Source organism: Streptomyces sp. NPDC002785 (assembly GCF_040295565.1).
Lineage (GTDB): Bacteria > Actinomycetota > Actinomycetes > Streptomycetales > Streptomycetaceae > Streptomyces.
Genome location: NZ_JBEOVN010000001.1, coordinates 93,215 through 111,948, shown reverse-complemented (window position 1 = coordinate 111,948; position 18,734 = coordinate 93,215). Strand labels below are relative to the sequence as shown.

Annotated in this window: 17 protein-coding genes and 1 pseudogene; 10 read left to right on the top strand and 8 right to left on the bottom strand. The window is 68.8% G+C overall.

What is annotated here, in order from left to right; genetic code table 11:
• Window positions 1–12: 12 nt before the first annotated feature.
• Both ABTZ94_RS00525 and ABTZ94_RS00520 read right to left on the bottom strand, forming a co-directional pair.
• Window positions 13–969, bottom strand: coding sequence for a pirin family protein (locus ABTZ94_RS00525; RefSeq protein ID WP_351196019.1), 957 nt, complete (start codon window positions 967–969; stop codon window positions 13–15).
• 144 nt (window positions 970–1,113) lie between these two features.
• Window positions 1,114–1,554, bottom strand: a complete 441-nt coding sequence (locus tag ABTZ94_RS00520; RefSeq protein ID WP_351196017.1) for an SseB family protein — start codon at window positions 1,552–1,554, stop codon at window positions 1,114–1,116.
• A 171-nt stretch (window positions 1,555–1,725) separates the two neighbouring features.
• On the opposite strand from ABTZ94_RS00520, the gene ABTZ94_RS00515 reads away from it, so the two are divergent.
• Window positions 1,726–3,552, top strand: coding sequence for an acyl-CoA dehydrogenase (locus ABTZ94_RS00515; RefSeq protein WP_351196015.1), 1,827 nt, complete (start codon window positions 1,726–1,728; stop codon window positions 3,550–3,552).
• Between the two features lie 262 nt (window positions 3,553–3,814).
• Window positions 3,815–5,110, top strand: coding sequence for a M18 family aminopeptidase (locus tag ABTZ94_RS00510; RefSeq protein WP_351196013.1), 1,296 nt, complete (start codon window positions 3,815–3,817; stop codon window positions 5,108–5,110).
• Between the two features lie 470 nt (window positions 5,111–5,580).
• Here the strand turns inward: ABTZ94_RS00510 and ABTZ94_RS00505 are convergent, their stop codons facing one another.
• Window positions 5,581–7,407 (bottom strand): NHL domain-containing thioredoxin family protein, encoded by a 1,827-nt coding sequence (locus tag ABTZ94_RS00505; RefSeq protein WP_351196011.1) that lies wholly within the window; start codon window positions 7,405–7,407, stop codon window positions 5,581–5,583.
• Between the two features lie 64 nt (window positions 7,408–7,471).
• On the opposite strand from ABTZ94_RS00505, the gene ABTZ94_RS00500 reads away from it, so the two are divergent.
• Complete coding sequence (locus ABTZ94_RS00500; protein WP_351196009.1) at window positions 7,472–7,963, top strand: LURP-one-related/scramblase family protein; 492 nt, start codon at window positions 7,472–7,474, stop codon at window positions 7,961–7,963.
• 27 nt (window positions 7,964–7,990) lie between these two features.
• On the opposite strand, the gene ABTZ94_RS00495 is transcribed toward ABTZ94_RS00500, so the two are convergent.
• On the bottom strand, window positions 7,991–8,791 hold the full coding sequence (locus ABTZ94_RS00495; protein WP_351196007.1) for a carbon-nitrogen family hydrolase: 801 nt from the start codon (window positions 8,789–8,791) through the stop codon (window positions 7,991–7,993).
• A gap of 170 nt (window positions 8,792–8,961) precedes the next feature.
• Between ABTZ94_RS00495 and ABTZ94_RS00490 the strand changes: the two genes are divergently transcribed.
• On the top strand, window positions 8,962–9,786 hold the full coding sequence (locus ABTZ94_RS00490) for a maleylpyruvate isomerase family mycothiol-dependent enzyme (protein WP_351196005.1): 825 nt from the start codon (window positions 8,962–8,964) through the stop codon (window positions 9,784–9,786).
• Window positions 9,787–9,868: 82 nt separating this feature from the next.
• Here ABTZ94_RS00490 and ABTZ94_RS00485 read toward each other — a convergent pair whose 3' ends face one another.
• On the bottom strand, window positions 9,869–11,179 hold the full coding sequence (locus ABTZ94_RS00485) for an MFS transporter (protein WP_351196003.1): 1,311 nt from the start codon (window positions 11,177–11,179) through the stop codon (window positions 9,869–9,871).
• A complete protein-coding gene (locus tag ABTZ94_RS00480) occupies window positions 11,176–11,883 on the bottom strand; it encodes a GntR family transcriptional regulator (protein WP_351196001.1) in 708 nt (235 codons plus the stop codon). The genes ABTZ94_RS00485 and ABTZ94_RS00480 overlap by 4 nt, the downstream gene beginning before the upstream one ends.
• Window positions 11,884–12,040: 157 nt before the next feature.
• Between ABTZ94_RS00480 and ABTZ94_RS00475 the strand changes: the two genes are divergently transcribed.
• Window positions 12,041–13,003 (top strand): BRO-N domain-containing protein, encoded by a 963-nt coding sequence (locus tag ABTZ94_RS00475; RefSeq protein ID WP_351195999.1) that lies wholly within the window; start codon window positions 12,041–12,043, stop codon window positions 13,001–13,003.
• A gap of 32 nt (window positions 13,004–13,035) precedes the next feature.
• On the opposite strand, the gene ABTZ94_RS00470 is transcribed toward ABTZ94_RS00475, so the two are convergent.
• Window positions 13,036–13,215 (bottom strand): DUF397 domain-containing protein, encoded by a 180-nt coding sequence (locus ABTZ94_RS00470; RefSeq protein ID WP_351195997.1) that lies wholly within the window; start codon window positions 13,213–13,215, stop codon window positions 13,036–13,038.
• A gap of 375 nt (window positions 13,216–13,590) precedes the next feature.
• Between ABTZ94_RS00470 and ABTZ94_RS00465 the strand changes: the two genes are divergently transcribed.
• From ABTZ94_RS00465 to ABTZ94_RS00445, 5 genes and pseudogenes are all read left to right on the top strand, one after another.
• Window positions 13,591–14,490, top strand: coding sequence for a D-alanyl-D-alanine carboxypeptidase family protein (locus tag ABTZ94_RS00465; protein ID WP_351195995.1), 900 nt, complete (start codon window positions 13,591–13,593; stop codon window positions 14,488–14,490).
• 184 nt (window positions 14,491–14,674) lie between these two features.
• The gene (locus tag ABTZ94_RS00460) at window positions 14,675–15,016 is read left to right on the top strand and encodes a PadR family transcriptional regulator (RefSeq protein ID WP_351195993.1); all 342 of its coding nucleotides are present in this window, start codon (window positions 14,675–14,677) and stop codon (window positions 15,014–15,016) included.
• A complete protein-coding gene (locus ABTZ94_RS00455; protein WP_351195991.1) occupies window positions 15,013–15,972 on the top strand; it encodes a hypothetical protein in 960 nt (319 codons plus the stop codon). Before ABTZ94_RS00460 ends, ABTZ94_RS00455 begins: the two co-directional genes overlap by 4 nt.
• A gap of 94 nt (window positions 15,973–16,066) precedes the next feature.
• Window positions 16,067–16,984 (top strand): phosphatase PAP2 family protein, encoded by a 918-nt coding sequence (locus tag ABTZ94_RS00450; protein WP_502967151.1) that lies wholly within the window; start codon window positions 16,067–16,069, stop codon window positions 16,982–16,984.
• Window positions 16,985–17,011: 27 nt separating this feature from the next.
• A pseudogene (locus ABTZ94_RS00445) lies at window positions 17,012–17,206 on the top strand (SAM-dependent methyltransferase); the annotation flags it as partial.
• Window positions 17,207–17,323: 117 nt separating this feature from the next.
• Here the strand turns inward: ABTZ94_RS00445 and ABTZ94_RS00440 are convergent.
• On the bottom strand, window positions 17,324–18,724 hold the full coding sequence (locus ABTZ94_RS00440; RefSeq protein WP_351195988.1) for a dihydrolipoamide acetyltransferase family protein: 1,401 nt from the start codon (window positions 18,722–18,724) through the stop codon (window positions 17,324–17,326).
• Window positions 18,725–18,734 lie beyond the last annotated feature (10 nt).

Genomic DNA, 18,734 nt, shown 5'->3' with positions numbered 1-18,734 from the left:
CGAGGGTGGATGTCACATCCCGTGGACGGCGGGCACCGTGCCGAGGCGTCCGGCCTGGAAGTCCTCGAAGGCCTGCTTCAGCTCGGCCTGGCTGTTCATCACGAACGGCCCGTAGTGCGCCATCGGCTCGCGGATCGGACGGCCGCCGAGCAGAACGACCTCCAGGTCCGGAGCGTTGCCGTCCTGCTTCTCGTCCGCGCGAACGGTCAGCGAGGCACCGGTGCCGAAGACCGCGGTCTGCCCCATGTGGACGGGGCGGCGCTCCGCGCCGACGGTGCCGCGCCCGGCGAGCACGTACGCGAGTCCGTTGAAGTCCTCGCGCCACGGCAGGGTCACCTCGGCGCCGGGACGGACGGTGGCGTGGATCATCGTGATCGGGGTGTGGGTGATGCCGGGGCCCTCGTGCCCGTCGAGCTCACCGGCGATGACGCGGAGCAGCGCGCCGCCGTCCGGGGAGGCGAGGAGCTGGACCTGGCCGCCGCGGATGTCCTGATAGCGGGGGGCCATCATCTTGTCGGCCTTGGGCAGGTTCACCCAGAGCTGGAGGCCGTGGAAGAGACCTCCCGACATCACGAGGGACTCCGGCGGGGCCTCGATGTGGAGGAGGCCGGACCCGGCGGTCATCCACTGGGTGTCGCCGTTGCGGATGGTGCCGCCGCCGCCGTTGGAGTCCTGGTGGACGAAGGTTCCGTCGATCAGGTACGTGACGGTCTCGAAGCCGCGGTGCGGGTGCCAGGGAGTGCCCTTCGGCTCTCCGGCCGCGTACTCCACCTCGCCCATCTGGTCCATCATGATGAACGGGTCGAGGTACTTGTAGTTGATCCCGGCGAACGCGCGGCGAACCGGGAAGCCTTCGCCCTCGAATCCGCTCGGCGCCGTGGTGACGGCGAGCACGGGACGGGCCGTGGCGTCGCCCGAGGCGGCGACCTTGGGCAGGGTCAGCGGGTTTTCGACGGTCACTGCGGGCATGGGAGCCACCTCCGGGATTGTCCTGAGCCCAATTTAGTTGAATGGTGAACATCCTGCAAGGCGTCGTTCATTCCCGCACCGGCCACGGCAACGAGAAGGGGCCCGTACCGAGCGGTACGGGCCCCTTCCGGAAAGACTCCGACGTCAGCCGTACATACGGCGCATCGCGAAGTCGACCATCTGCTCCACGGCCTTGGCGTCGAAGACCATGCGGTGCTCACCCTCCATGTCGAGGACGAAGCCGTAGCCGGTCGGCAGCAGGTCGATCACCTCGGCCCCGGTGATCACGAAGTACTTGGACTCCTTGCCCGCGTACAACCGCAGTTCCTTGAGCGTGGTGAACATCGGGATCACCGGCTGCTGGGTGTTGTGCAGCGCGAGGAATCCGGGGTTGTCGCCGCGCGGGCAGTAGACCTTCGACGTCGCGAAGATCTGCTGGAAGTCCTCGGCGGACAGAGAACCCGTGGTGAAGGCCCGTACCGCATCGCCGAGGGAGGGCGGCGAGGGCTCGGGATACAGCGGCTGCCCGCCGTAGCCGCCACCCATCTGCTGCTGTGCGCCCTGGTTCTGGTCGTAGCCGTACATGCCGCAAAGAGTAATGGGACACATCAAGCCCTTGAGGGGTTGCGTCTTATTACTGGCGGGTAGCATCATCGGAAAGGTCAGCTGATATACGCACGCCAGCTCGTCGCCCGCCCGGCCCTCACCCCTCCTCGGGGCGCTGTGCGCCACTGCTATTGATTACGGAGCCTTCCCATGGGGCACTACAAGTCGAATCTCCGCGACATCGAGTTCAACCTCTTCGAGGTCCTCGGGCGCGACAAGCTGTACGGAACCGGACCGTTCGCGGAGATGGACGTCGAGACCGCGAAGAGCATCCTCGACGAGGTCAACCGCCTCGCCGAGAACGAGCTCGCCGACTCGTTCGCCGACGCCGACCGCAACCCGCCGGTCTTCGACCCGGAGACCAACACCGCACCGGTCCCGGCCTCCTTCAAGAAGTCCTACCAGGCCTTCATGGACTCCGAGTACTGGCGCCTGGGCGTGCCCGAGGAGATCGGCGGCACCACCTCCCCGCGCTCCCTGATCTGGTCCTACGCGGAGCTGCTGCTCGGCTCGAACCCGGCCGTCTGGATGTACTCCTCGGGCCCCGCGTTCGCCGGCATCCTCTTCGACGAGGGCAACGAGGCGCAGAAGAAGATCGCCGAGATCGCCGTCGAGAAGCAGTGGGGCTCGACGATGGTGCTGACCGAGCCGGACGCCGGTTCGGACGTCGGCGCGGGCCGCACCAAGGCCGTCGAGCAGGAGGACGGCTCCTGGCACATCGAGGGTGTGAAGCGCTTCATCACCTCGGGCGAGCACGACATGTCCGAGAACATCATCCACTACGTGCTGGCCCGCCCCGAGGGCGCAGGCCCCGGCACGAAGGGCCTCTCGCTCTTCATGGTCCCGAAGTTCCACTTCGACTGGACCACCGGCGAGCTGGGCGAGCGCAACGGCGTGTACGCGACGAACGTCGAGCACAAGATGGGCCTCAAGGCGTCCAACACCTGCGAGATGACGTTCGGCGACCAGCACCCCGCCAAGGGCTGGCTGATCGGTGACAAGCACGACGGCATCCGCCAGATGTTCCGCATCATCGAGTTCGCCCGCATGATGGTCGGCACGAAGGCCATCGCGACCCTGTCGACCGGCTATCTGAACGCGCTGGAGTACGCCAAGGAGCGTGTCCAGGGCACGGACCTGTCGCAGTTCATGGACAAGACCGCCCCCAAGGTCACCATCACGCACCACCCCGATGTGCGCCGCTCGCTCATGACGCAGAAGGCGTACGCGGAGGGCATGCGCTCCCTCGTGCTGTACACCGCCTCCGTCCAGGACGCGATCCAGGAGAAGGAGGCCGCGGGCGAGGACGCCAAGGCGCTGAACGGCCTCAACGACCTGCTGCTCCCGATCGTGAAGGGCTACGGCTCCGAGAAGTCGTACGAGCAGCTGGCGCAGTCGCTCCAGACGTTCGGCGGCTCCGGGTACCTCCAGGAGTACCCGATCGAGCAGTACATCCGTGACGCCAAGATCGACACGCTGTACGAGGGCACGACGGCCATCCAGGGCCAGGACTTCTTCTTCCGGAAGATCGTCCGCGACCAGGGTGCCTCGCTCAACGCGCTCTCCGAGGAGATCAAGAAGTTCCTCGCGGGCGCCCAGGGCAACGAGGAGCTGTCCGGCGCGCTGGACTCGCTCGCCAAGGCGGCCGTGGACCTGGAGGCGATCGTCGGCACCATGGTCGCCGACCTCACCGCGACCGGCGAGGACGTCAAGAACATCTACAAGGTCGGCCTGAACACCACCCGCCTGCTGATGGCCTCCGGCGATGTCGTCGTCGGCTACCTGCTGCTCAAGGGCGCCGCCGTGGCGGCCGAGAAGCTGCCGACCGCCCCCGCGAAGGATGTCGCCTTCTACCAGGGCAAGATCGCCGCCGCGAAGTTCTTCGCCGCGAACGTCCTGCCGGGCGTCGGTGCCGAGCGCGCGCTCGCCGAGTCCGTCGACAACTCGCTGATGGAGCTGGACGAGGCCGCCTTCTAGCGCCCCGGATTCGTCGACACGCGCCGCCGCCCGAAATGTTTTCGGGCGGCGGCGCTGTCGTATCAGCTGGGTGTGCTGAGTGCACGGCCGGGAATCCCGTCCATGGGAGGACCATGACCGCCGAGGCACTGCCCGAAGCGTCGCAACCATCGACATCGACCTGACCGCCGTCGACGAGCTGTAGATCCGCTCCGGACGTTGAGCGGCTGCCGCGCGGGGCGACGGTGAAACCACCCGGTCCGGCCTCGTTAGAGTGAAGAACATGAGTTGCTCCCTCCGCTTCGACCGCGGTCACACCGACGATCTGATGGCCTTCCTGATGGCCTCCCCCTCCCCGTACCACGCCGTGGCCACTGCGGCCGAGCGGCTGGAGAATGCGGGATTCCGGCAGGTCGAGGAGACCGCGGCCTGGGACGGCACCAGCGGGGGAAAGTACGTCCTGCGCGGCGGTGCGATCGTGGCCTGGTACGTGCCGGAGGGCGCCGCGGCGCACACCCCGTACCGGATCGTCGGGGCGCACACCGACTCGCCGAACCTGCGGGTCAAGCCGCTCCCGGACACCGGGGCGTACGGCTGGCGGCAGGTCGCGGTGGAGATCTACGGCGGGACGCTCCTCAACACCTGGCTCGACCGGGACCTCGGTCTCGCCGGCCGGATCTCGCTGCGCGACGGCACGCACCGGCTGGTGAACATCGACCGGCCGCTCCTGCGCGTGCCGCAGCTGGCCGTGCACCTGGACCGGTCGTCCAACGACGGTCTCAAGCTCGACCGGCAGAAGCACATGCAGCCGATCTGGGGGCTCGGGGACGTCGAGGAGGGCGACCTGATCCGCTTCGTCGCCGAGGAAGCGGGCGTCGGTGCCGAGGACGTGACCGGCTGGGACCTGATGCCGCACCCCGTCGAGCCGCCCGCCTATCTGGGCCGGGACCGTGAGCTCCTGGCCGGGCCCAGGATGGACAACCTGATCTCCGTGCACTCGGCGACCGCCGCGCTCGCCGCCGTCGCCGGGCAGCCGGACGCCGAACTTCCGTACATCCCGGTCATGGCCGCCTTCGACCACGAGGAGAACGGCTCGCAGTCCGACACCGGCGCCGACGGACCGCTGCTCGGCACGGTCCTGGAGCGCTCGGTGTTCGCCCGCGGCGGTACGTACGAGGACCGCGCCCGCGCCTTCGCCGGGACCGTCTGCCTCTCCTCGGACACCGGTCACGCGCTCCACCCCAACTACGCCGAGCGCCACGACCCGACCCACCACCCGGTGGTCAACGGCGGACCGATCCTCAAGGTCAACGTCAATATGCGGTACGCGACCGACGGCAGCGGCCGGGCCGTGTTCGCGGCGGCGTGCCAGAAGGCGGGCGTGCCGTGGCAGACGTTCGTCTCCAACAACTCGATGCCGTGCGGCACCACGATCGGCCCGATCACCGCCGCCCGGCACGGCATTCAGACCGTGGACATCGGCGTCGCGATCCTGTCGATGCACAGCGCCCGTGAACTGTGCGGCGCGGACGACCCGTATCTGCTGGCCAACGCGATGACGGCGTTCCTGGCGGACTGATCTCTCCCCCGCCCCGACCGCAGCCCCGGACATGGTCGTTGCCGGGCCGGGTACGCGATCCGTACACCGGCCCAAAACCGCCGGGCCGTCGAGGAGGCGGGATTCACGGGGCTCGCAGGACGCATCATCCTCATCGGCGCCGGGGCGGTACTGGCCTTCGCCACCGACTGGAAGATGGACACCGCGAAGGACACCGGAACCGCGCAGAAGACCAGCACCACGAAGAGCGGCGGTAACACGGGCGGCAGCGGCACGGCAGGCGGCAGCGGCACCTCGGGGGGCAGCGGCACGGCGAAGGGCTCCACCGGGTCCGCCCCCGTCTGCACCACCCGGCTACTGGACGCACGAGCTGCGCAACGGCGCGGACGACTTCTGAGCCGTCGGGCCTGTCCGTCCTTCCCTGCCACCACCGGCGGCAACCGGGGCGTCCCCTCCGCACTCCACGCGGACGGGGACGCCCCGTTCCGCCGTCAGGCCTGTTCGTCCATCCCTGCCAGCACCAGCGGCAACCGGGGCGTTCCCAGCGCACTCACGCGGACGGGGACGCCCCAGTCCTGCTGGTGGACATGGCAGGCCGGGTACTCGTTCTCCGGGGCGTCGTCGCAGGACGCCGCCATCGCGGACACATGCAGGACGCCCTCGGTGACGCCGTCGGCCAGGACCAGGTCGCGGAACAGATCGGTACCGGGACCGGAGCCCTCCACCAGCAGCTCGGGCGGGGTCGCCGAGACCAGCAGCCTGGTCGAGGGACCGTACCGGGTGTCCAGCTTCTGCCCGGCGGGTGCCTGGAAGACCACATCGAGCCGGAGCGTGCCCGGGGCGATCTCGGTGGCCGCGCGCTGCGTGTGGTGTGCCTGGCCGGCGACACGTACGGCTTCCTCCGGGAGCCGCAGCCGGGTCAGCCGGTGCCGGGCGGACTCGACGACGACGAGATCGCCTTCGACCAGCACGGCGTCGCTGGGCTCGCGCAGATCCGTGGCCAGGGTGGTGACCTCACCGCTCGCGGGGTCGTAGCGCCGCAGCGCGTGGTTGTACGTGTCGCAGACGGCGACGGACCCGTCGGGCAGCGCTGTCACCCCCAGCGGGTGCTGGAACAGGGCCTGATCTGCGGCACCGTCGCGGTGTCCGAAGTCGAAGAGACCGGTGCCGACGGCCGTACGGACGGCAAAGCCGGTGCCGTCGCGCTCGACGTACCTCAGGGCGGACGTCTCCGAGTCGGCGACCCACAGCCGCTCCCCGTCGGCCGACGTGGCGAGCCCCGAAGGCTGGGCGAACCAGGCCTCGTCGGCCGGCCCGTCGACCAGGCCCTCGTTGGTCGTGCCCGCCGCGACCTGCACGGTCTCCGTCGCCGGGTCGTACGTCCACAGCTGGTGCACGCCCGCCATGGCGATCCACAGCCGTTCCGCGAACCAGGCGACGTCCCAGGGTGAGGAGAGATCGACCTCGCGGGCCGGGCCGGTCGTCGGCGAGCCCTGCCACCACTGGCGGCCGGTACCGGCGAGGGTCGTCGTCACCCCGGTGGTGAGGTCGAGGGCGCGGATGGCGTGGTTGACGGTGTCGGCGACCGCGATCCGGCCGTCGGGCAGCACGGCCAGTCCCTGCGGCTCGGAGAACCGGACCTCGTCGGACCCGCCGTCCGCGAACCCCCTGTCCCCCGTACCGACGTAACAGCGAACCGTTTCACTGTCACGTTCGATCTCGACCAGGCGGTGGCGGGTGGTGTCGGAGACGAGGAAGCCGCCGTCGGGCAGGAGCAGGGCCTTGCCGGGGAAACGCAGATGCGTGGCGACCGGCTCGGGCGCTACGTAGGGGCCGTCACCGCGGCGCAGCGTGCCCTTCGCGCCGTGCTCGGCCTCCAGCTCCTCGACGAGCTTCTCGATGGCGTGCGCATGGCCCTCGCCCGCGTGCTGGGCGACGACGTAGCCCTCGGGGTCGATCACGACGAGCGTGGGCCAGGCCCGTACGGCGTACTGCTTCCAGGTCGCCAGTTCCGGGTCGTCGAGGACCGGGTGGTGGACCTCGTACCGCTCGACGGCGTCGACGACGGCTTGGTGCTCGGCCTCGTGGACGAACTTCGGTGAGTGCACACCGATGATCACGACGGTGTCGCGGTGCTTCTCCTCCAGTTCGCGCAGCTCATCGAGGACATGTAGACAGTTCACGCAGCAGAACGTCCAGAAATCCAGGATGACGATGCGCCCTCGCAGGTCAGCGAGGGTGTACTGCTGGTCGCCCGTATTGAGCCAGCCGCCCTCGCCGATCAGCTCGGGGGCCCTGACGCGTACACGTGTTGCCATGTGAACAGTCAACATCACCGTGGCTCGCACGCATTCCGGACGGTCTTGGGGGAACCTGTGGGCCATGAGATTCCTGGTGCGTGAACGGCTCTTCGCTGTCGGTGACGACTACTGGATCGAGGACGCGGACGGCCGCAAGGCCTTCCTCGTCGACGGCAAGGCCATGCGGATGCGTGACACCTTCGAGCTGAAGGACGCGCAGGGCCGGATCCTGGTCGAGATCCGGCAGAAGCTTCTCAGCCTGCGCGACACGATGCTCATCGAGCGCGACGGCGAACAGCTCGCCAGGATCAAGCGCAAGCGGTTGTCGCTGCTGCGCAACCACTACCGGGTCACGCTGGTGGACGGCACCGAACTCGATGTCAGCGGCAAGATCCTGGACCGCGAGTTCGCCGTCGACTACGACGGGGAACTGCTGGCCCAGATCTCGCGACGTTGGCTGACCGTCCGGGACACGTACGGAATCGATGTCGTACGGGAGGACGCCGACGTGGCACTGCTCATCGCCGTATCAGTGTGCGTCATCGTGCTCGCGGACAAGGAGCACGAGGGCTGACCTCGGCGCGTTTCACGTGAAACGTGCCTACTTGCCCGCCTCTGGCGGGGCCAGTCCCAGCCGCCGGTCCTTGAGCGCCGGGAATTGCTCACGCGTGGCGGCGACCTTCGACGGGTCGAACTCCACGGTGAGCACCTCCTCGTCCGCGCCCGCTTCAGCAAGTACCTCGCCCCAGGGGTCGACGACGATGCTGTGTCCGGCCTGCTGGATTCCGGCATGGGTGCCCGCGGTGCCGACGGCCAGGACGTACGACTGGTTCTCGACGGCGCGGGCCTGGGCCAGCAGCGTCCAGTGGGTGCGGCGGCGCTCCGGCCAGCCCGCCGTGACGATCAGCGTCTCGGCGCCCGCGTCCACCAGTCCACGGAACATTTCCGGGAAGCGCAGGTCGTAACAGGTGGCGAGACCCAGGGTGGTCTGCGCCAGAGCGACCGTGACCAGCTCCTCACCGGCGCCCATCATGACCGCCTCGCCCTTGTCGAAACCGAAGCGGTGGATCTTGCGGTAGGCGGCGGCCCGCTCGCCCTCGGGTGTGAAGACGAGCGCGGTGTTGTAGAGGGTGCCATCGGCCGCGCGCTCGACGAAGGAGCCCGCGTGCAGCCAGACCCCGGCATCGGCCGCGGCCTTCGCCATGATGTCGTGGGTGGGCCCCTGGAGCGGCTCGGCCTCGGCCGCGAAGGCGGTGTACGCGAACGCGCCGACCGGCCAGAGTTCGGGAAGAACCACCAGATCCGCACCGCGCTGGTCCGCAATCAGCGAAGCTGCGCGTTGCCTACGGGAATTGATGGATTCGTCCGGGTCTACTGCGATCTGGATGAGGGAGGCGCGCACACTACCACCGTCCTGGCATTCGAGCCGTCAACACAGGCCTACGATCGTCACACGAAAGCACTGCCGGGGTGCCTGCTCGCAGCGTAACTTAGCGATCGAACCTCCCACGCAGCCCGCCGCCCGCGCCCAGCACTCCAGCCCATGCACCGCAGAACCGCACGAGGGGTCACGTGACCGTCCATCCCAGCCTCCAGACCTACGCCGATGCCTGGACCCACTCCATCGAGTCGATAGCCGAGCTGGTGAAGCCGCTCGCCGAGGGAGAGTGGAACCGCCGTACGCCATGCCCAGCCTGGTCGGTGCGTGACATCGTCTCTCATGTCATTGGCATGGAGTGCGAGCAGCTCGGCGACCCGCGTCCGATCCACACGCTGCCGCGCGATCTCTACCATGTGCAGAACGACTTCGCTCGCTACATGGAGATGCAGGTCGATGTGCGGCGTCACCACACCGCGCCGGAGATGACCTCCGAGCTGGAGTACACGATCATTCGCCGCGCACGTCAGCTGCGCAACGAGACACGTGACCCCGAGACCATGGTCCGGGCACCGCTCGCCGCCGAGCAGACCCTCGAACTGGCACTGCGGATGCGGGCCTTCGACGTCTGGGTGCATGAGCAGGATCTGCGGGCGACGCTGGGTCAGCCCGGCAATCTGGACTCCCCCGGCGCCTCCATCGTCCGGGACACACTGCTCGCCGCGCTGCCGAAGGTGGTCGCCAAGGACGCAGGCGCGCCGGCCAATTCGGCGGTCGTGCTCGATGTGCACGGGCCGGTGGAGTTCCTGCGCACGGTCAGGGTCGATGCGGAGGGCCGCGGTTCGGTGGACGGTTCGCCGTCGCTCGGGCCCGCGGTGACGCTGGCGATGGACTGGGAGACGTACTTCCGCCTCGCCTGCGGGCGGGTGCGGGCGGGTGCGGTCGCGGACCGGATCAAGGTCGAGGGTGACCAGGATCTGGCGGAGGCGATCCTGCAGAACTTCGCCGTGACGCCGTAGGGCCCCCAGCGCCGCGCCACCGTGGTCGGCGGCGCCCGTCGTGCGAGGACGGGCGCGCCGCCGATCCGACGCGACAGGCGCGTTACGCGGGTACGTGCACGGCTTCCACGCGGCTGATCACATGGTGGTCCCGCTCGCGGTGCGCGGCCCGCGAGTGCAGCCGCAGAATCTGTACGACTCCGAGCGCCTCCAGTACGAAGACCGAGGCGAACGCGATCCGGTAGTTGTCGCCGGTCGCGTCCAGCAGCACGCCGACGGCGAACAGGGTGGTCATCGAGGCGATGAAGCCGCCCATGTTCACGATGCCCGAGGCGGTGCCCTGGCGCTCCGGCGGGTTGGCGGGCCGTGCGAAGTCGAAGCCGATCATCGAGGCGGGACCGCACGCGCCGAGCACCACGCACAGGACGATCAGCAGCCACATCGGCGCACGGATGCCCGGGTAGAAGATGGTCGACGCCCAGAGCAGGGCCGTCACCGTGACCGTCCCGAGGGCCAGCGGGGCGCGGGCCGCGTGGTGGCGGGCGATGATCTGCCCGTAGACCAGCCCGAACGCCATGTTGGAGAGCACCACCAGGGTGAGCAGCTCACCGGCGGTGGACCGGCTCAGCCCCTGCGCCTCCACCAGGAACGGCAGCCCCCACAGCAGCAGGAACACCATGGCCGGGAACTGCGTGGTGAAGTGCACCCACATACCGAGCCGGGTGCCGGGCTCCCGCCAGGAGGCGGCGATCTGCTTGCGTACATAGGCGGCGCCCGCGTGCTCGGCGGGCGGCGGCTCGTGGCCCTCGGGGTGGTCCTTCAGGAACAGCAGCAGAAGTATGAGGACGAGAACCCCGGCGGCGGAGCTGCTCACGAAGGTGGTGGTCCAGCCGAATCCGTGCAGGGCCCGCGCGATGAAGAGCGTCGAGACGAGATTGCCCGCCATCCCGAAGAGCGCGGCGACCTGCCCGATCAGCGGACCGCGCCGGGCCGGGAACCAGCGGGCACCGAGCCGCAGCACGCTGATGAACGTCATCGCGTCGCCGCAGCCGAGCAGCGCCCTGGACGCCAGCGCCATGCCGTACGAGGGGGAGAGCGCGAAACCGAGCTGCCCCAGGGTGAACAGAACGGCCCCGAGGGTGAGGACCTTCTTGGTGCCGAGCCGGTCGACCATCAGGCCGACAGGTATCTGCATGCCCGCGTAGACGAGCAGCTGAAGGATGGAGAACGTGGAGAGCGCGGAGGCGTTGACGTGGAACCGGTCGGCGGCGTCGAGTCCGGCAACGCCCAGGCTGGTGCGGAAGATGATGGCGACGAAGTAGACGGCGACGCCAGTGCCCCAGACCCACACGGCACGCCGGCCACCGGGTGGATCTCCGGGCAGGGACAGCGTGGGAGCGGCGGCAGAACTCACCGGTCCTCACCCCTGACCAGCACCTTGACCCGGCTGACATGACGCCGCACGGCCTGTGCGGCACCGTCCGCGTCACCGGACCTGATCGCCTCCAGCAGCTCACCGTGCTCGGTGATGTTGGCGGCGATCCTGCCCGGGTGCGCCTCCATCACGGCGACGCCCATCCGCAACTGCCGGTCGCGCAGCTGGTCGTAGAGGCGCGAGAGAATGTCGTTGCCCGCGTTGCGCACGATCTCGGCGTGGAAGCACCGGTCCTTCACGGACACGGCGGCCAGATCCCCGGCCTCGGCCAACTGCCGCTGTTCCTCGAGAAGTTCTTCGAGCCGTTCGATCAACTGCGCAGAGGCGGGCACGGCCTTGCGGGCCGCGAACTCCTCGACGAGCAGCCGGGTCTCCACCACATCCGCGATCTCCTGCGCGGAGACGGCGAGAACGAGAGCGCCCTTCTTCGGATACAGCTTGATCAGCCCCTCGACCTCCAGCCGCAGCAGCGCTTCACGCACGGGCGTACGGGAGACACCGACGGCCTGGGCGAGATCACCTTCGGTGAGGAGCGTGCCGCCCTCGTAGCGGCGGTCCAGGACCGCCCCCTTGATATGGGCGTAGACGCGCTCGGCGGCGGGGGGCTGCTTGACGGAGGACTTCACGGCCGACTTCACGGCGGGGTTCGCAGGGGGCTTCACGGCAGGGGGCGCGGCAGGCATGCACACAGCATAGATACAACATGCGTACATACGCTTCGCTCATCCGGAATCCTGACGAGCGAAACCCCGAGAGGCCTCCCCGTAGTGATGAACATTTTTACTTCCAGTGGCACATTCGATTTGCTCCGCTTTACGTTCCGTCACGGAGGTGGTTCACATGACCACGGAGAACACACCGGACGTGGCCGACGCGGCGGGGCGGACACCCGCACGGCGTGACGCGATCGACATCAACGACTTCGTGTACGGGGCGACAGGGGCCCGGATCCGGCGGCTGACCATGCCGGACGGAGAGCGCTGGTTTCCGGCGGTGGACGTGTGCGGGCAGTTGGGTTACGCCAACTCACGAAAGGCGCTCAATGACCACGTGCCCAAGAGCCACCGGGACTTTCTCGAGACTGTAACTGGAGGCTATGGTCTCAGCGTTCCCGCAGGTAGAGAGTGGCGTCGAGACCTGCAAGTCATCGATCTGCGGGGGCTGATCCACCTCGTCAACGGCTGCACGAAGCTCTCGTGCCGAACGTTCAAGGAGTGGGTCGTCGACGTCATCGTCGCGGTCCAGCGGGACGGTGGTTACGGTCTCGACAGTCCTCGACCGACCAACTCGGAACCGGCTGTGACCGCGCCCGTCGTCCACGCACTGCCGGCTCAGGTCGCCGACGCGATCGTCCGGCTCGAAGAGCGGAACATCAGGCTGGACGAGCAGTTCGCAGCCGCACAGCACGAGACGCTCCTCGCACAGCGGGCCACGGCACGCGCGCTGGAACGGATCGCCGACCGTCTCGACACCCTGTTCGCCGGCGGTGGCGCCCCGATCCAGGCCCATGCGGCCGTACCGCCACAACCGCAGCCGGTCCGCCCCACCGCCGAGGCCGTCCTCGACGACTGGAGGTCACGCATGTCCGTGACGGAGGACGTCTGGGCGGTCGCCGTCACCATCGCCCCCGTACTCGCGGCGGAGGGCGCGCTGTCCCAGCCCCTGGAGTCCATCGCCGACCGCACCGGCCTCACCGTGCACCGGGTGAACGAGTGCCTGCGGTTCATGCGCAAGCACGCCTGCATCCGCTCCCGGGGCGGCACGGTGGACGTGTCACCGGTCTACGTCCTGACCCATCCGTAGCGGGGGCGCGGTGTTGTGTGTCCGTACGACCGTCAGGACTGCCGGAGCCCGTCCCGGAAGGCATCCCACGCGGCGGCGGTGAGGACGAGGACGGGGCCGGTGACGTTCTTGGAGTCGCGGACAGCGACGGTGTGGGGGATGTTGCGGGCCACCTCGACGCATTCGCCGTTCGGCTCGCTGTAGCTGGACCTTCTGAAGCAGAACTCAGTCATTCGTTCATCCCTTTGGCGATGCTCGCAACGAGGCATCGAGTCGCACGGCGACAGGCTCATGGCGCAGGTACGTGCGAACAGCTCGGTGTACGCCGCACTCTCCTCCACGCCTTCCACCCAGTTGGTGGCGCGCAGACCCCATTCGGCCCCAGAACCCCCGTTCCCACCCCCACACACCCACCGACAGGACCCACTCCCGCTCACTTCAGTGCAGCAAACCGGCAGCAGCTCGCAACCCCTGACACCACCAGGGTCATCTGGATACGCCCCGAATACACCCCAGAAATCGGTACATCCATTTACCCGCCTCATGAGTCTCACCATCGAGCGGCACCCTCATGTGGCCGCATTCCAGGGGCATTTGGAGCGTTCAAGTTGAAAATCGGCATTAAGGGCATAAGCCGCGTTACCGCCACTGCCACCGTGACCCTCACCGCGGGTGCCGTCATCGCGGGCAGCGTCTTCGCCTCCACGGCGCAGGCCGCGACGCCGCCCACTCCCACGATCACCGCCTCGGGCGGTTACGTGATGAACAACGGCACCGCGAAGACCCTGTACGGCAAGGCCGCGGACACCCGTCGCTCCACCGGCTCCACCACCAAGATCATGACGGCCAAGGTCGTCCTGTCGCAGAAGAACCTCAACCTGGATTCCAAGGTCACGATCCAGAAGGCGTACAGCGACTACATCGTCTCCAACACCGCCTCGTCGGCCCGCCTGATCGTGGGCGACAAGGTCACCGTCCGCCAGCTGCTGTACGGCCTGATGCTGCCGTCCGGCTGCGACGCCGCGTACGCGCTGGCCGACAAGTTCGGCTCCGGCACCACTCGCGCGGCCCGTGTGAAGTCGTTCATCGGCAAGATGAACGCCTCCGCCAAGTCCCTCGGCCTGACGAACACCCACTTCGACTCGTTCGACGGCATAGGCAAGGGCTCGAACTACTCGACGCCGCGCGACCTGACGAAGATCGCCAGCAGCGCGATGAAGAACTCCACGTTCCGCACGGTCGTGAAGACCAAGTCGACCAAGCAGAAGGTCACCACGAAGTCCGGTGGCTACCGCTACATGTCGTGGTCCAACACCAACACGATGCTCAGCAGCTACAGCGGTGCAATCGGCGTGAAGACCGGTTCCGGCCCTGCGGCCAAGTACTGCCTGGTCTTCGCCGCGACCCGCAACGGCAAGACGGTCATCGGCACCGTGCTGTCCGCCACGAACGCGACCACCCGTACCACCGACATGAAGAAGATCATGGACTACAGCTTCAAGAAGTAGTCCCGCCGGCCACGGCAGCGAGGGGCCCGACGCACATCACCGAGTGCGCCGGGCCCTTTCCTGTGCGCCGCACGCCTCTGGGCCCATCAGGCAACGAGGGTGACGCTCGCCGCGGGCCTGGAGGTGCTGCCGGTGACCACCCAAGACCGCGAGTATATTTCGTAGCTCGATATATACTCGGCGCATGACCCGGCAGAGCCCGTCCCTGACGGAACCGCAGTACTTCATCCTTGCTGCGCTCATGGATGGACCGTTGCACGGCTACGGCATCATCAAGGCTGCCGAGCAGGCCACCGATGGGCGGCTCCGGATCGCTGTCGGCACTCTCTACGGCGCGCTGGAGCGGATGGAGCGGGCCGGGCTGGTGGCCGCCGGCGGCGAGGAGATCGTGGACGGGCGGGCGCGGCGCTACTACCGGCTCACGGAGGACGGCACCGAGGCACTCGGCCGGGAGGCGCTGCGGATGCGGCAGGCGGCGGCTGTCGTCCTCGGGCGCTCGCGGGATGCCGGGGTGGCCCCGGCATGAACCGTCTGCTGCTCGCGGCCTACCCCGAGCCCTACCGCTCCCGGCAGGGAAAGGAGTTGCTGACCTGCCTGTCCGAGGCGTACCCCGGCCGTTCCTGGCCCCCGCCGCGGGAGGTTGTCGCCTTGGTCCGTGCCGGGGTGCAGGCCCGCGCCCGTGCCGTCGTCGACGACACGGCCCGGCCGTGGTGGCTGGACGGCATCCATCTGACCGCTCTCGTCCTCGCCGCGCTGGCGCTGGTGCCGTACCTGCAGGATGTGTGGCACTGGGCACTGCACATCGATCCCGGCCGGCATGCCATCGCCTTCCACTTCTCCGGCTGGTACCCGTGGGCGCAAGGTCCCGGCACGCAGACACAGCTCCTGCCCTACGGGCTGCTTCCGCTGGTCTGCTTGATCGCCCTGCTGCGTGGCAAGCCGTGGATCGCCCTGCCGGCCGCAGCAGCGATGATCTACGCCGGTGCCACGTTCAACAGCAATGCGCTCTTCGGCGACGAGGGCAAGGCGGGCCTGGGCTACTACGGGCTGGGCGCCCCGATAACGGCCCATGACCTGGTGCTGTCCGGGGTCCTGTGCACCGCGTGCGCCGTGTTGGCGGCCTGCCGTCCAGCCCGGCTGCGGCGCCACTCGTACCGCTGGCTGGTCCCCGTCGTGCTCGCCATGTCCGTGGCCGGGTCCCTGCACATCATCTCCATCAGTCCGGCCTTCCAACGCGGCCTGTTCACCCTCGAAGTCGCTGCGCTGATCGCCGCGTGGGCGGCGACGGCCTCCACCGGTGACTACCGGTGGCTGATCCCCGTCGCGGCGTACGCGTTCATCCGCACACAGGCGATCGTCATCCAGCCGGACGCGTTCATGCAGTCCCTTCCGGACCTGGTCGTCCTCATCCTGCTGATTGCACCCCTCCCCGCCCTGGCGTTCACCGCCCAGCGCCGACAGGGGCAGGCACTCGCCGAATAGGAGCGGACCCCCGGTGGGCCGACCAAGCCCGGCGGCCCACGTCGTGCCGCAAGACGTGCGTGACCGAACTCCCCCCAACGGAAGAAACAGAGCGATGACTCAGCACGATTCTCCGTCCCTGCCCGCGCACCGTCCGGGGGCCTCAAGGCAGGCCCCCGAGGCCCCCGACGACCCCAGCCCGTCGCGTACGACACGGCCGTGGATGCCGGCTCTGCTGTACACCCTGGGGTTCCTGACGGTCTACCTGCTCGCCATCTGCACCCCGTGGGGGCAACGAGCTGAGAACGCCCTGTTTGATCTCGGTAAACAGGGCGGCGAAGAAGCATGGATCTACCCTCTGTCAGGAGCGGCCTACGGCTCGACGCCCCTGCCGCCGATGGAATTGAGCGCCAAGCCCACCCTGATGGCGGGCCTGGCCGTCATCGTGGTCCTCACCCTGGTGCGGCGGTGCTGGCGGCAGGGGTGCGCGGCGCTCGGGGTCGTCATTCTCACGACCGGAGGCAAGGAGGTGTTCAAATCGACCATGCCCCGCCCCGATCTGGTGGGCGCGCGCGAGAATCTCCTTGATCAGGGTTTTCCCAGCGGGCACACGGCCATCCCCGCCGCGCTGACCCTCGCCGCCGTCCTCGTGGTTTCCCCCCGCATCCGCCCCTACGTCGCCACGGCCGGTGTGCTGTGGCTCGCCTGCATCGCCGCCGCCAGCGCGACCATGGGCGGCCACCGGCCCAGCGAAGTGCTGGGAGCGACACTGCTGGCCTGTGCCTGTTACGGCCTCGCAACCTGGCTGCTGCCGCCAGCCGCTGCGCCAGGCGCCACGCGGAGCCCCCGTGCGCTGCCCGTCATCACCCTGACGCTGGCACTGGCCGTCGCCCTCGTTTCCGGCGCACGGAGCGACACCCTCACAAGGTCACTGGTCTCCGCGGCGACGGCCTTCATATGTGCGGCCCTGGTCTGGTACGCCGCAGTCGGGCGGCCCGCACACACCGCACGCCGCACCCACCCCAATCACTGATCCGGATCCTCGGATGAACCTGGCCTTGCCGCCTGGTTCACCGACCCGGGCCGCCTCCTCCCGTTCGTCCGCCAACGGCTCAGCCCCGGCGGTGTCTTCGTCTTCTCGCAGCCACCGGCCATCCCCGGCACGTACGGACCGCAGGGCATGTACAAGGGCGGCTTCGCGGGCAGGGCGATGTTCACCTACTGCTACAGCTACCGCCCCGCCCTGTCGGCAAGGCCGTGTTCGCCGAACTCGCCGTACGGCAAAGGCCGGACGCACAGGTGGGCCCGCGCGAACTCCGCGCGGGCCCACCTCGTACACGTACCGCCGAAGGCACACGTACCGCCAAAACCCCTACGCCCAGGTGATCAGCCTCTTCGGCTGCTCCAGGATCGCGGCGACGTCCGCAAGGACCTTGGAGCCGAGCTCGCCGTCGACCAGGCGGTGGTCGAACGACAGAGCCAGCGTCGTGACCTGGCGGGGCTTCACCTTGCCCTTGTGGACCCACGGCTGAGGCTTGATCGCGCCGACCGCCAGGATCGCGGACTCGCCCGGGTTCAGGATCGGAGTGCCCGTGTCGACGCCGAAGACACCGACGTTGGTGATCGTCACCGTGCCGCCCGCCATCGCGGCCGGGGAGGTCTTGCCGTCCCGTGCCGTGGAGACCAGCTCGCCCAGCGCCTCGGCGAGCTCCGGCAGGGTCTTGTCGTGCGCGTCCTTGATGTTCGGCACGATCAGACCGCGCGGGGTGGCGGCGGCGATGCCCAGGTTCACGTAGTGCTTCTGGACGATCTCCTGGTTGGCCTCGTCCCAGGCGGCGTTGACCTCCGGGTTCCGCTTGATCGCGACCAGGAGGGCCTTGGCGATGATCAGGAGCGGGTTGACCCGCACCCCCGCCATGTCCTTGTCCTCCTTGAGCTCCGCGACGAGCTTCATCGTGCGCGTGACATCGACCGTCACGAACTCGGTGACATGCGGAGCCGTGAACGCGCTGCCGACCATCGCCTGCGCGATGGCCTTGCGTACACCCTTGACCGGGATACGGGTCTCCCGCGCGCCCGCGACGACGGCGGCCGGCGCCTCCGGGGCGGGGACCGGCTCGGCCTCCACCGCGATGGGGGCCTGTGCCGGTACGGGCGTGGCCGCCGCGTGCACGTCCTCGCGGGTGATGATCCCGCCCTCGCCGGTCGGAACGACCGTGGCCAGGTCGATGCCCAGGTCCTTGGCCAGCTTGCGCACCGGCGGCTTGGCGAGCGGCCGGCTCTCCGGGACCACGGCGCCGCGGCCGTTCATCTCGCCCTGTATCGCGGCCGCCGCGGCGGGCACCGCCGCCGCACCCTTGCGGGCGCGCCGCTTCGTGGAGGTCTCGGCGACGCCGTAACCCACCAGGACGGGCTGACGGCCCTTGGGAGCCTCCGGCTCCGACGGTTCCGGTTCCGCGACCGGCTCGGGAGCCGGGGCCGGGGCCGCGTCACCGCTGCCCGGCGCCACGTCCACCGCGATGATCACCTGGCCGACGTCGACGGTCGTGCCCTCGGGGAAGCGCAGCTCGTGCACCACCCCGTCGAACGGAATCGGCAGCTCCACGGCCGCCTTCGCCGTCTCGACCTCGCACACGACCTGGCCGTCGGTGACGGTGTCGCCGGGCTGTACGTACCACTTGAGGATCTCGGCCTCGGTCAGTCCCTCGCCCACGTCGGGCATCTTGAACTCACGGAAGCGAGCAGCGTTGGAAGTGTCGGTCATCGTTGTCACGCCCCAGTCC